At 57.4% G+C, this 12,960-nt stretch carries 13 protein-coding genes and 2 pseudogenes; 10 read left to right on the plus strand and 5 right to left on the minus strand.

Annotated elements, in window-relative coordinates:
* Positions 1 to 711: 711 nt before the first annotated feature.
* The 5 genes and pseudogenes from TK06_RS33625 to TK06_RS31290 form a co-directional block, all read left to right on the plus strand.
* Positions 712 to 1,734 (plus strand): annotated as a pseudogene (locus tag TK06_RS33625) (HAMP domain-containing protein); the annotation flags it as partial.
* A gap of 111 nt (positions 1,735 to 1,845) precedes the next feature.
* The gene (locus TK06_RS33630; protein ID WP_371103541.1) at positions 1,846 to 2,634 is read left to right on the plus strand and encodes a methyl-accepting chemotaxis protein; all 789 of its coding nucleotides are present in this window, start codon (positions 1,846 to 1,848) and stop codon (positions 2,632 to 2,634) included.
* A gap of 131 nt (positions 2,635 to 2,765) precedes the next feature.
* The gene (locus TK06_RS25985) at positions 2,766 to 3,209 is read left to right on the plus strand and encodes a DUF3592 domain-containing protein (RefSeq protein WP_063324376.1); all 444 of its coding nucleotides are present in this window, start codon (positions 2,766 to 2,768) and stop codon (positions 3,207 to 3,209) included.
* Between the two features lie 4 nt (positions 3,210 to 3,213).
* Positions 3,214 to 3,801: a hypothetical protein gene (locus TK06_RS25990; protein WP_014340199.1), complete on the plus strand. Its 588-nt coding sequence runs from the start codon at positions 3,214 to 3,216 to the stop codon at positions 3,799 to 3,801.
* Between the two features lie 106 nt (positions 3,802 to 3,907).
* Positions 3,908 to 4,285 (plus strand): c-type cytochrome, encoded by a 378-nt coding sequence (locus tag TK06_RS31290; protein WP_086936721.1) that lies wholly within the window; start codon positions 3,908 to 3,910, stop codon positions 4,283 to 4,285.
* A 138-nt stretch (positions 4,286 to 4,423) separates the two neighbouring features.
* Here the strand turns inward: TK06_RS31290 and TK06_RS25995 are convergent, their stop codons facing one another.
* A complete protein-coding gene (locus TK06_RS25995) occupies positions 4,424 to 5,314 on the minus strand; it encodes a DMT family transporter (RefSeq protein ID WP_409077391.1) in 891 nt (296 codons plus the stop codon).
* Positions 5,315 to 5,552: 238 nt separating this feature from the next.
* On the opposite strand from TK06_RS25995, the gene TK06_RS26000 reads away from it, so the two are divergent.
* On the plus strand, positions 5,553 to 6,296 hold the full coding sequence (locus TK06_RS26000) for an SDR family oxidoreductase (RefSeq protein ID WP_063324378.1): 744 nt from the start codon (positions 5,553 to 5,555) through the stop codon (positions 6,294 to 6,296).
* Complete coding sequence (locus TK06_RS31295) at positions 6,296 to 6,934, plus strand: cupin domain-containing protein (RefSeq protein WP_086936722.1); 639 nt, start codon at positions 6,296 to 6,298, stop codon at positions 6,932 to 6,934. Before TK06_RS26000 ends, TK06_RS31295 begins: the two co-directional genes overlap by 1 nt.
* Here TK06_RS31295 and gcvA read toward each other — a convergent pair.
* Entirely contained in the window at positions 6,923 to 7,855 is a 933-nt protein-coding gene (gene gcvA / locus TK06_RS26010) for a transcriptional regulator GcvA (RefSeq protein ID WP_063324380.1), read from the minus strand. The two genes, TK06_RS31295 and gcvA, sit on opposite strands and share 12 nt — an antisense overlap.
* Positions 7,856 to 8,031: 176 nt before the next feature.
* Between gcvA and TK06_RS26015 the strand changes: the two genes are divergently transcribed.
* The 3 genes from TK06_RS26015 to TK06_RS26025 are packed head-to-tail and all read left to right on the plus strand — an operon-like array spanning position 8,032 to position 10,327.
* Complete coding sequence (locus tag TK06_RS26015) at positions 8,032 to 8,805, plus strand: SDR family NAD(P)-dependent oxidoreductase (protein ID WP_063324381.1); 774 nt, start codon at positions 8,032 to 8,034, stop codon at positions 8,803 to 8,805.
* 16 nt (positions 8,806 to 8,821) lie between these two features.
* On the plus strand, positions 8,822 to 9,157 hold the full coding sequence (locus TK06_RS26020; RefSeq protein ID WP_063324382.1) for a carboxymuconolactone decarboxylase family protein: 336 nt from the start codon (positions 8,822 to 8,824) through the stop codon (positions 9,155 to 9,157).
* A gap of 48 nt (positions 9,158 to 9,205) precedes the next feature.
* On the plus strand, positions 9,206 to 10,327 hold the full coding sequence (locus TK06_RS26025; RefSeq protein ID WP_063324383.1) for a flavin monoamine oxidase family protein: 1,122 nt from the start codon (positions 9,206 to 9,208) through the stop codon (positions 10,325 to 10,327).
* A gap of 144 nt (positions 10,328 to 10,471) precedes the next feature.
* On the opposite strand, the pseudogene ychF reads toward TK06_RS26025, so the two are convergent.
* The 3 genes and pseudogenes from ychF to TK06_RS26040 form a co-directional block, all read right to left on the minus strand.
* Positions 10,472 to 11,573 (minus strand): annotated as a pseudogene (gene ychF / locus TK06_RS26030) (redox-regulated ATPase YchF).
* A 22-nt stretch (positions 11,574 to 11,595) separates the two neighbouring features.
* Entirely contained in the window at positions 11,596 to 12,180 is a 585-nt protein-coding gene (gene pth / locus TK06_RS26035) for an aminoacyl-tRNA hydrolase (protein ID WP_003205533.1), read from the minus strand.
* Positions 12,181 to 12,346: 166 nt separating this feature from the next.
* A complete protein-coding gene (locus TK06_RS26040) occupies positions 12,347 to 12,949 on the minus strand; it encodes a 50S ribosomal protein L25/general stress protein Ctc (RefSeq protein WP_014340196.1) in 603 nt (200 codons plus the stop codon).
* Positions 12,950 to 12,960 lie beyond the last annotated feature (11 nt).

Raw genomic sequence — 12,960 nt, forward strand, 5'->3', positions numbered from 1 at the left:
AGTCCAAACTTGAAACGCTGTGAATCTTGTACTTGATGAGTACGTTGCTGTTGCGACTAAAGTACTGGTTTGTATAAGCCTTAAGTGGGTATTTGTATAAAGGTTGGTCGTGTTAATTTGCTGTTGTGGTTAATGGTTAGAAGGGAATCTGCAGCATTATTCAAGGGTGACCCCTGTGGTGACTGAAAAAGCAGGTTTTCACATTCTTTCCAGCTATCGCCCTTATTGTCCCGGACATAAGGCCTTCGATTCTTGGTTTGATGACCTCTTCTGCGCTGCGGGCGGACAGGGGTTGCGCCCCCCATCTGCCATATTGAAATTCTTATAAAGAGCTGTATCGCCAAGTTCTTCCAAGGTGTTTGCCTCGGGGGCGGCGTAGCAGCCGTAATCGATTGTCATGCCGTGTCGTGCATACGTTAGATGCTGCCGTCTTTTGACGTTGGCCATAAATAGAATCAGGTGGGGAATGATATGAAGTTCAAGTCATTGCAGGCACGCATTTGTGTCACGGCAGGCGTATGCCTGTTTGTTTCATCCATCAGCCTGATTGTCTACGGGCTCTTCAGCGCCCGGGCCAACGAGCAATATGTTTCGACCGAGGTCAGCGCACTGGTTGAAAAATCAGCGATCCGGGAAATCCAGAACCTGGCCGAGTCCCGGGCCAACGCCATCCAGGCCAAGTTGCAGAATGCGCTGGATGCAGCCCGCACCATGGCCAATGCCTTTGCCGCCAGCAAGGCCTCGCAAAGCCCCCTGGCATTGGGCCGTGAACAGATCAACAGCGTACTGCTCAGCGTCCTCAAGGATAACCCGGACTTCAACGGCACCTACTCCTGCTGGGAACCGAATGCGTTGGACGGGCAGGATCCGGCGTTCCGCAATGCAGAGGATGGCAATAACCCGCTGACCGGGCGCTTCACGCCTTACTGGACGCGCAGCGCCGATGGCCACATCGCGGTGCAACCATTGGTCGAATATGACTCCCCGGACCGCCATCCCAACGGTGTGCCCAAGGGCGGCTGGTACAGCGGCCCGCGCGACACCCTCAAGGAAAGCGTGCTCGACCCGATTCCTTATGTGGTCCAGGGGAAAAACGTCTGGCTGACCACCTTGTCGGTGCCCATCGTATCCAACGGCAAGTTCTACGGTGTGGTCGGGGCTGACTTCGATATCGCGTTTATCCAGAAACTCAGCGAGCAGATGTCTGCCGATCTCTACGGCGGCAAAGGCACGGTTTCGATCTTGAGTAACCAGGGCTTGGTGGTTGCGGACAGCCAGCGGACCGACCTGATTGGCCAGCCGATCAAGGCCTTGTTGCCTGACTCCTGGGAAAAAGTGCTCCGCGATATCCAGGGCGGTCGGAGTGATGGCCTGCTCAATGCGCAAACACAGAACATCGAAGTGCTGATGCCCATTGCGCTCGGTCGCACGGGCAAGCCCTGGGCGGTGTTGATTCGCCTGCCCAAGGCTGTGGTCATGAGCCAGGCCATCGCCCTGGAGCAGGAACTGCAAGCGCGCAGCCTCAACAACAGCATCTGGCAGGTATCGGTAGGGTTGGTCATTTCGTTGTTGGCCCTGGCTGCCCTGTGGTATGCTGCGGCAAAAATCGTTGGGCCGATTCGCGAAGCCGCCGCCTTGGCCGCCACCATCAGCCTGGGGGATTTCTCTCGTCGCCTGGTGCAGAAATCCGAAGATGAAGTCGGGCAGTTGTCTGCGGCCCTCAACGACATGTCTGAAAGCCTGCAACGGCAGGTGCGGGTGGCCGAGCGTATTTCCGAAGGTGACCTGGATCTGGAGGTCCGCTTGTCTTCGCCCCATGACACCCTTGGCAAGTCATTGGAGAAAATGGTCAGCAACCTGAACCAGCTGATTTCCGAGGTTCAAATCAGCGCCACCCAGATCACCGGCAGCTCGGCGCAGGTCACCGACTTGAGTCAGTCACTCTCGGACGGAGCTTCCAATTCCGCCTCGTCCATCACCGAAATCAGCGCGGTGATGACGCAGATGGCCGCCCAGACCCGGGACAATGCCGCCAACGCCAAGAAGGCCGATGAGCAATCCCAGGCCTCGCGGGCCGATGCCGGGGAAAGCGACAAACTGATGAGCGAACTGATTGCCGCCATGGCCGAAATCGACAACTCGGGCAAGGACATCACCGCGATCATCACCACCATCGACAACATCGCCGCACAAACCAACCTGCTGGCCTTGAACGCGGCGATCGAGGCTGCCCGGGCTGGTGAGCTTGGGCGCGGTTTTGCCGTGGTCGCCGATGAAGTGCGTAGCCTGGCCGCCCGCAGTGCCGAGGCCGCCCAGCAGACTGCCGCGCTGATCGCCGATTCATCGAGCAAGACTCAGCGTGGCATGATCATCGCCGGCCGGACCGCCGAATCGCTGAAGAACATCGTCAGTGGAACGGGCGCGGTGTCGAGCCTGGTTTCGCTGATCTACCAGGCCTCCAGCGAGCAGGCTTCAGGCTTGCAGCAGGCCAGTATCGGGCTTGAGCAGATCGACGAAGTGACGCAGAAAAACCAGTCGAATTCGCAAGAGTGTGCAGTGGCGGCCAAGGACCTCTCAGAGCGAGCTTCCCTGATGCAGCGGGTGTTGGGACGCTTCAAGGTCAAAAGAGGCTAATGGGCATCCGTGGCGAGGGCGGAAATTCCCTCGCCACGGCGATCACAAACCTCGAATGAACCGCATTACGACATAGCAGGCTTTTTGTTATCCTCCCCGCCTTCTTTCATGGACGAATACCGGGACAAGCTATGGCTAACAACCCCCCGTCACGCACCGGGACGATACTGCTGGGCCTGCTTTTTGCGCTGATCGGCATTGGCTTGCTGGGCATTGCCGTCAATCTCACCCTCGACCGTCGCGACTTCCTCGCCCGGGCACAGACCGTCGATGGCATCGTCAGCCACTTGAATGCCGGTGGTTCGCATCCTGAGATCGCCTTCACCACCGTCAGTGGTGAAAAAATTTCCTACCCCCAGGGCGGCTTTATCTTCGGCTATCAGAAGGACCAGCCGGTGCGGGTGCATTACCTGCCCGAGCAGCCGACGGCCAGCGCCATTGTCGATGCCCCGGCGGCACTGTGGGGCACTTCCGGTGTACTGGGTTTTATCGGCCTGGTGTTCACTCTTGTCGGCCTGCTGAAAGCCACCCGTCAACGCGGTCGCGATGCGGTTCATTCACATAAAGGACTTTGAACGTATGAGCTACAACATCCCACTCCCGGTTAATGAAAGTCGCTGGCAGTACCAGACCGCTAGCGGTGGTGGCCTGACCGTGGTCATGGTGGCGGGCAGTGGTGGCTCGATTATCCTGCGCTCGCCCCAGGGCGAAGACGTCAGCTACCGCTATGGCGGGGTCGGCGTGGGTGTCGGGTTTGGCGCCAGGCTGCCGCGTTTCGGCAAGATCAATATCCAGATCAAGGGCAAGGGTGTGGCTGCGGCCGGTGCGGCAGAGGCGTTTCCCAGCACTGGCAAGGTGTTTGTCAGCGACGCCCTGGTCGATCGCGACCTGACCAGTGACGATATCACCGGCCCTTGCATGTATACCGAAGTGGGCGTGGGCCTGGGGATCGGCGGTTCGGCCACAGCGCTGCTGTTCGGGCTCGATCCCAAGTTGCTGGCGCTATCGGTGGCCCTGAGTTCCAACCCGGCAACCTCGCTCATCGCTTCGACCACGGTCAACCGGCAACTGGCACGCTCGGCCAAGGGCGCGGTGGTCATGGCCGGGGTGAACGCTGGCCTGCAGGCCGGTGGTGGCGCGGCGATCTACATGGGCTATCTATTCTAGTCGGATTGTGCGAGCGAACAACAATCCCGGCATCTAAAACCTGTGGGAATGAGTTTGTTCCCGCAGGGAGTTGCACCCATAAAAATTGGCATGTGCCGAAAGCATAATGAAAATATCAGTCATCGCTTCGCTAGGGTTTTTATCGCTCATTCAAACATCACTGGCCTTTGCGGATAATGCCAATGGGAAAAATCTCTATCTACAGAGATGTGCCATGTGTCATGGGGCGGATATCAAGGGGACAGGGCCGTTGGCTCATAAAAGCAATCCTCCTACGCCTGACCTTACAACGTCCGCTTTCAAGAAACGACTGAGTGATTATCCGGGTGTCATCGTGTCGTCGATAATACTGCGACCCAATGGGGATTTGATTCCGAGGACCTTGCGAGAGAATGGTGTGAAGCTGCCGCCGCATTCTTGGAGTGTTAAGGAATTTCGCGATTTGAATCAGTATATGGATGGCGTGATTTCAAAGAGCCGATGATCTCTGGGTGCGATAGAGACGGTTTGGGAGGGTGTGTGTATCCGTTTCTGCGGTAAGGGCTACTGGCGGCCGATACTGGCAAGAAGAATCTAATAAACAGCCTCATGCAGGCTGCCCATGCGTGATGGTTCGTATGGATCAATTGCCGTGGTGACGGTTCGCCGGCAAAGCCAGCGCGATGCCCCCCAGTACCACGGCTGAGACCATCAACAAGCGGATCGACATAGGCTCGCTCAAGAGCCAGACGCCCCCCAGCGCAGCAATGATGGGTACGCTTAATTGAAGGGTTGCCGCTTGCTGCGAGCTGATTTGCTTAACCGTGCCGTACCAGAGCGCATAGCCGCAACCTGACGCCAATACACCTGAAGCCAGCGCGTACAGCACGCCAGGCGAACTCATGTGAGCACCACTTCCGAAAGCCATGCCGGGGCCAAGCAAAAACAGCAACGGAAGGCTTCTTGCAAAATTGCCCGTGGTGTCGGCGAGCGGGTTGGCGGACCTTTTGCCGAGCACCGAGTAAATGCCCCACGACACTCCCGACATCGCCATGAGCAATGCGCTGCCAATAGGCGGCGCATCAGCGCCCGGCAGCAACATTGCAAGCAGACCGCAGAACGCCGTTATCATGCCTATCAGCACTTTTTTCTGAATCTGCTCTCCTTCTTGCCAGGAACGGATGAACATCGTGATTTGCACCGCTCCAAACAGGATCAGGGCGCCCACGCCTGCACCTAGCTGAACATAGGCAATGGAGAAAAGGTAGGCGTAAAGAAAAAGAGAAAGGCCACCCCTCCAGCTACCGCCGATGCTTGGACGAGGATTACGACGCCAGATCAAGAGCAGCAGAAATACCCCGCCACTGAGCAACCGAATCGCCGTGAATGAATCGGGGTCAATTTGACCGTTCATCAGTGCCTGGCGGCAAAAAATCGAATTTGCGGCGAAGGCAACCAGGCACAGAATCGCCTGCAATGCCCAGATCGAACGGCTGGTTTCATTGCGGTCTGGGTCAGTTATCGCAGTCATCAGGCAAACGCTCCAACCAATAGAAAAACTTTACTGACTTGCTCTGTAGTTGCCGAAATTGAGCTCAACAATTCAGAGCTAATGGAATCTTTGGAGATCAGTAGGGTTCTCCACAACGAAGATTTTCTATGTCGGATGCGTAGATTTAATCAGTCGCGATGCGGCGTTTGTTTTCACACCATGACTTCATTCGAGCTGAATGCACCCCCCTACATAGCCCAGCTCGCAACAGGAGTCTTATATGCTCACCGGTAAAACAGCGTTGATCACTGGCGGTAACTCAGGCATCGGCCTGGCCACGGCGAAGGTGTTTCTGGCTCACGGTGCGCGCGTTGCGATCACCGGCCGCGATGCGGATAAATTGGCGGCGGCGCGCAGAGAGCTTGGCCCAGGTGTTATCACGTTGGTCGCTGATGTAAGTTCAAGCGAGCAACTCCGGCAAATGGCGAAGGTTGTCGAGCAGGAGTTCGGCGGCTTGGACATCTTCTTCGCCAATGCTGGAGTCGCGTTTGGAACGCCGCTGTCCAGCACGACCGAAGAGCAGTACGACAGGCTTATGGATATCAACGTGAAGGGCGTTTTCTTCTCGGTACAAGCCATTGAACCGATCATGCGCCCGGGCGGCTCTATCATCCTTTCCACATCCTGGCTCAATCAGGTTGGTGCTCCGGACCGGACGCTGTTATCGGCTTCCAAGGCTGCTGTCCGCTGTTTCGCGCGTACCCTTTCGGCAGAGTTGTTGGAGCGTCGCATTCGAGTCAACGCGGTCAGCCCCGGTGCTATCGAAACCCCGATTCACCATCAGCCAAACCAAAGTGAAGAGGAGTACCGTGCTTATGCCGAGCGAGTGGGTGCGCAAGCGCCCATCGGCCGTATGGGGCGCGCTGAGGAAGTTGCGGCGGCGGTGCTCTTTTTAGCCAGTGATGCTTCAAGCTACATGCTGGGTGCTGAAGTAGTCGTCGATGGTGGCAGGGCAGAGTTGTGATGGAGGAGCTTGTTAACGACGACCGCCAAAAAAGGGCAATTGTGCATAGCTCTACGCTGCCATGGATTCATAGCCCGATCGCAGGAGTGGATCGGCGCCCTTTGTATCGGGTCGGTGGCGAACAGGCGCGGGCAACTTCAATGGTGCGGTACGCTCCCGGCAGTGCGTTCAGCGCGCATGTTCACTCGGGCGGAGAGGAGTTCCTGGTGTTGGAGGGTGTCTTTGAAGATGAACACGGCCGATATCCCGCAGGTACTTATGTACGTAATCCTCCTGGCAGCCGGCACGCTCCAGGAGCGAGCTGCGGCTGCACAATCTTTGTTCGCTTGCGCCAGTTCCATCCCGCAGACCGGCACCCGGTAGTCTTGCGTATTGGAACTCAAAACAATCAGCTTCTGTACGAGAGTGAGCATGAGCGCGTCTGGGTGGAGGCTATACCGGCTGGAACCCAGCAGACTCGAGCTAATCACAGAGGACTGGAGTTGCTGGTGCTGGAGGGCGAATTGATAGGCGAAGGTTTCCTGCTGCAACCACTCAGTTGGTTGCGTTTACCGCAGGGCGAACACTTTGTGGTGAAAGCGGGCACGCAAGGTGCTCGCGTCTGGATCAAGGATGCTTCGCCAGATCTAGGCGTGTGATCCGGCTTGCTCTGCCTCGGCAATCAACCAGTCCCGGAAGGCTTGGATTTTCGGTAGTTCACTGCACTCAGCGCGGTAGACGACGTAATAGGCCTGGGTCAACGGGCAGTCCAGCCCTTTGTCCGCAAACGGCCGTATCAGGCGGCCCGTCGACAAATCATCGCGCACCATCACGCTGCGGGCGAGCGCCAAGCCTTGGCCGTCTATCGCGGCTTGCAGGACTGAAGCCGAGTTGTTGATCCGCAATCCGTGGTCAGACTTGATGTGCGTAAAACCAGAGGCGTCCAGCCACATTCGCCACGTGGGATAGTCACGATCGTTGGCCATGGATAGATCATGGATCAGCGTGCAATCGGCCAAAGCCTCGGCTATCAGCTTGCCGTCCTTGAGCAGAGGGAAGTCGGGCGCGCAGACGGGGAACATCACCTCATCCATCAAGTGCACGGCGATGAGACCTGGCCACTTTCCTGCACCGTATCGCACTCCGACATCGATGCGCTCGACCTGAAAATCCACGGATCGAGCGTTCGTGTCCAGCAGTACATCCAGATCCGGGTGGTCCTGCTGAAAGCGCTCGATTCGTGGCAGTAGCCACTTGGATGCGAAGGCCGGGCTCACCGTGACCGTAAGCCCGGCATGTACGCTGGCATCCTTTAGCCGGGCGAGACCAATCGACAGCCGATCAAAGCCCTCTCTGATATCCGGCAAGGCCACTCGGGCGACGTCCGTGAGCATCAGGCGCGCAGTACCGCTACTCGCGCGCGTGAACAGGGAAATACCCAGCCACGACTCCAAGTTACGGACCTGTTGCCCCACGGCGGCTGGCGTGACGTTCAGTTCGGCGGCGGCTGCGGAGAAGCTTTGGTGCCGCGCGGCGGCTTCGAATGCACGCAGGGCGTTTAGATAAGCGGGAGTGGTCATTGATAGTTTTTCTATCTCTTAAAACAAAATCTTCTGCGTTGTCGCTGTGAGCGCAGCCGTGAAGAATGCACACCAAGCCAACGGATTAGTACCCAGAAGATAGCAGAAACAGGGTCAATTCCAAGGCGTAGTTGTTTCTCACCCCTTGCGCTCAGTGTCACTGAGGAGATCAAAGCATGAATAGTTTTTCTAACAAGATTGCGATTGTTACCGGCGGTGGTTCAGGCATTGGTAAGGAAGTAACCAAACGGCTCGTTGAAGCGGGCGCCAGTGTTGTCATCGGTGGTCGAGATGCTGTGAAACTGGCCCAGGTTGCCCAGGAAATTGATGCCTCGGGTCAAAAGGTCCGCTTTCATGCGGGGGATATCGCCAAGCCTGCCACCGCGCAAGCACTGGTTGACCTCGCAGCGAGCAGCTTCGGCGGCGTAGACATCCTCATCAACAACGCCGGCATCTTCAACCCTAAGCCATTTCTTGAGGTGAGCCCGGAGGAATATGACGCGTTTCTGGACATTATCCTCAAAGGCAAGTTTTTCATGGCCCAGGCTGCGGCCAAAGCCATGCTGAAGCGCGGCGGCGGCGCAATCGTCCAGACCGGTTCTTTGTGGGCGATCCAGGCCATCGGCGCGACGCCCTCGGCTGCCTATTCCGCCGCGAATGCGGGCGTCCACGCCCTGACTCGCAACTTGGCGCTTGAGCTGGCCGGCTCCAACATCCGCATTAACACGGTGGCGCCCGCAGTGGTTGAAACTCCGGTCTACGGGACCTTCATGGACGCTGATCAGGTCAAGGAAGTCTTACCGACCTTCAACGCTTTCCACCCGCTTGGCCGCAACGGTCAGCCAGCAGATGTGGCCCAAGCGATGTTGTTCCTCGCCTCGGATGAAGCCTCGTGGATCACCGGCACTGTATTGCCAGTCGATGGCGGCGTGACTGCCGGTCGTAACTAATCAGGAGAGATGCAACATGATGAACTGGAATGAGTATTTTGCGGGCCTGATGGGTAACGTCAGTGAGTTCGCCAAACTGGCCCCGGAAACCATGCGTGGCCTCCACACCATCGGCAGCGCCCCGGCTAAGCACCTGGAGCCGAAGATCCATGAGCTGATCGCCTTGTCCGTGGCAATCACCACACGTTGTGACGGCTGTATTGCCTCCCACGTCCAGGCTGCGCTCAAGCATGATGCAACCCGCGAAGAAATCGCTGAAGCGCTGGGCGTAGCCATCTCGCTCAATGCTGGGGCGGCACTGACTTACACCGCGCGGGTATTCGATGCCGTGTCTGCCTTCGAGAAACACTGATATAACTGGGCGCCGGATGGCGCCCTTTTTTTGTCCCGGAGGGCACCCATGACTACACAGAAAATTGCCATCATTGGAGGAGGTCTGGCTGGTGTTTATGCAGCCTATCGCCTTCGTGGTCTTGGCATAGACTTCGATCTGTTCGAAGCACAAGGTCGACTTGGTGGAAGAATTCTTTCAACGGAGGTGGGTGGCTTTGATCTCGGGCCGACGTGGTTCTGGCCAGACTGCCAGCCTCGCATGCAAAGCCTGGTCGAGGAGTTGGGCTTACCTACGTTTCAGCAACACGAAGAAGGGGATGCGCTGGTAGAGCGCTGGGCCACTGATCTGGTTCGTAGAGAGGGGTATCGCTCGGGCAACGTTTCGATGCGTATAGAAGGGGGAACAGGCCGCTTGGTTAAAGCGCTCGCGGCTTCATTGCCACAAGCATCTGTCCACGTCGATGCAGCGCTGACGGACATCCAAATCGACGATCAGGCTATACGCTTAACGCTCTCTGAAGGCCGAGTTCACTCTTCGATTTACTCACAGATTTGGCTGGCTATACCTCCTCGGCTAACAGGGAAAATTCATTTTACGCCGCCCCTCTCTCGGCAAAAATTGCAGCAGATGAACAGCATGCCGACATGGATGGCGTCACACGCTAAATACGTTGCACGATATGCCAGGCCATTCTGGCGTGAGCACGGTCTCTCGGGCGATGCGTTCAGCGGTGTTGGCCCACTAGGTGAAGTTCACGACGCCTGTAATGAAAGCGGGGCAGCACTCTTCGGTTTTCTAAGTATGAATGCGGCTCGACGCCAAAGCATGAATATGTCGGATTTGAAGGCGTTATGCCGGGAACAACTGAAGCGTCTCTTTGGCGATGAAGCGCTCAATCCAATTGAGGACTTCATACACGACTGGGCAACCGATCCATTTACTGCGACAGACGAGGATCAGGTTTCGCTGGGGTGGCACGGACGGCATGAGTTCACGCTGTCGCTCGATTCACCATGGAGCGATATATTTCATTTGATCGGCAGCGAGGTAGGTGGCGATCAAGGCGGCTACATGGAGGGCGCATTGGCAGCCGTCGATAAAGCACTGGGCGGGCTTATCAGCAGCGACATTCGTACTGGATTCGGTTTGGAGGAGCGGTTAGGTCGAAAGCACAACTGTACGGGCTGAATGTCGGTTATGTGAATCTCTACTGGCAACGCTCGGATCTCAATGGATGGGGATGGTGGGGCTTAGACGCGAAACCCCCGTATCGCTTAACGATGACGGGGGGTCTGAGGTCCATCAAGTACCGTGGAGAGCCACGGAAAACCGTCAGACGTTAAAGCGGAAGTGCATCACATCACCGTCCTTGACGATGTACTCCTTGCCTTCCAGACGCCATTTACCAGCCTCCTTGGCACCCGCTTCGCCCTTGTACTGGATGAAATCGTCATAGGCGATGACTTCGGCGCGGATGAAGCCTTTTTCGAAGTCGGTGTGGATCACGGCCGCGGCTTGTGGCGCGGTGGCTCCGACGCGAACGGTCCAGGCGCGGACTTCTTTTACGCCAGCGGTGAAATAGGTCTGCAGGTTGAGCATTTCATAGCCGGCGCGAATCACGCGGTTCAGGCCGGGTTCTTCAAGACCCAGGGCCTCCAGGAACATGTCCTTTTCTTCGCCATCTTCAAGCTCGGCGATTTCCGCTTCGATCTTGTTGCAGACCGGTACGACCATCGCGCCTTCTTCTTCGGCGATGGCTTTCACCACGTCCAGCAGCGGGTTGTTCTCGAAGCCGTCTTCGGCAACGTTGGCGATATACATGACCGGTTTGGTGGTCAGCAGGTGGAAGCCGCGGATGATCTGTTTCTCATCGGCGCCCATGTTCTTGATCAGGCTGCGTGCCGGCTTGCCCAGGGTGAAGTGAGCGATCAGTTGCTCGAGCAGGGCTTTCTGGGCGACGGCGTCCTTGTCGCCCCCCCTTGGCATTGCGAGCGACTTTCTGCAGCTGTTTTTCGCAGCTGTCGAGGTCGGCGAAGATCAGTTCCAGATCGATGATCTCGATATCGCGTTTCGGGTCGACGCTGTTGGAAACGTGAATCACGTTCTCGTCTTCGAAGCAGCGGACCACGTGGGCGATGGCATCGGTTTCACGGATGTTGGCCAGGAACTTGTTGCCCAGGCCTTCACCCTTCGAGGCGCCAGCCACCAGGCCGGCGATGTCGACGAATTCCATGGTGGTCGGCAGCACGCGCTCCGGGATCACGATGGCCGCCAGGGCGTCCAGGCGTGGATCGGGCATCGGCACGATGCCGCTGTTCGGCTCGATGGTGCAGAAGGGAAAGTTCTCGGCCGCGATACCGGATTTGGTCAGGGCGTTGAACAGGGTGGACTTGCCGACGTTAGGCAGGCCGACGATGCCGCAATTGAATCCCATGGTGTTTCCCCTCGGATAAGTGTCAGGCCTTCTGGCTGTGCAGGTTTTTCATCGCGCGGTTCCATTCACCGGCGAGGATATCCGGCAGCACGCCGAGGGCGAAGTCGATGCTGGCATCGAGTTTTTCCTGTTCGGCGCGAGGCGCACGACCCAGGACAAAGTTTGAAACCATACTGGCGACGCCTGGGTGGCCGATGCCGAGCCGCAGGCGGTGAAAGGTATTCTGATTACCCAGTTGCGCGATGATGTCGCGCAATCCGTTGTGACCGCCATGGCCGCCGCCTTGCTTGAGCTTGGCAACGCCCGGAGGCAGGTCGAGTTCGTCGTGGGCCACCAGGATTTCTTCAGGCTTGATGCGAAAGAAACCGGCCAATGCCGCTACGGCCTGGCCGCTGCGGTTCATGTAGGTGGTGGGAATCAACAGGCGAACATCCTGACCCTGGTGCGAGAAGCGACCGGTCAGGCCGAAATACTTGCGATCGGCTGCCAGGCTGACGCCTTGTGCTTGCGCGATGCGCTCAACAAAAAGGGCCCCTGCGTTATGCCGGGTCTGTTCGTATTCAGCGCCTGGATTTCCCAAGCCAACGATCAGTTTAATGGCAGTCACGATAGGGGCCCTTCCTGGAGTGTGGATAACGATGTCGCAATCAGGCGGTGTTGCGGCAATGGACGAAAATGGCGGATTTACCGTTAAGTAAACTTCGCGTTCTCGCCCGCTGTCTCGCTACGTTCCAGTCCGCGATGTTTCCGGCCACTCCGGCGACAGAGTGAAATTACTCTGCAGCGCCTTCTTCAGTAGCTTCTGGAGCAACACGTGGAGCGTGGACGTTGGCAACAGCCTTGTCATCGCCGTGTGCCAGAGCAACAAACTCAACGCCTTTAGGAGCCTTGAGGTCGGACAGGTGAATGATCGTGCCGACTTCGGCGTTAGCCAGGTCGACTTCGATGAATTCAGGCAGGTCTTTCGGCAGGCAGGTCACTTCGATTTCCGAAACAACGTGCGAAATTTCGCCGCCTTTCTTGATCGGAGCAGCTTCACCAACGAAGTGCACAGGCACGATAGCGGTCAGTTTCTGGCCGGCGACTACGCGTACGAAGTCAGCGTGCATCACGTGGCCTTTGGCCGGGTGACGCTGCAGGGCCTTGATCACGACGTTCTGCTTGGTGCCGCCAATGTTCAGCTCGATGATGTGGCTGTAGGCCGCTTCGTTTTCGAGCAGTTTGGCAACTTCTTTGGCCAGCATGCTGATGGACTCAGGGGCTTTCTCGCCACCGTAGACTACAGCTGGAACCAGGCTTGCGAGACGACGCAGGCGGCGGCTCGCACCTTTCCCCAGGTCGGAACGCACTTCAGCATTCAGAGTAAAATCGTTCATGTTGTATCTCC

The organism is Pseudomonas fluorescens, from assembly GCF_001623525.1.
GTDB lineage: Bacteria > Pseudomonadota > Gammaproteobacteria > Pseudomonadales > Pseudomonadaceae > Aquipseudomonas > Aquipseudomonas fluorescens_Q.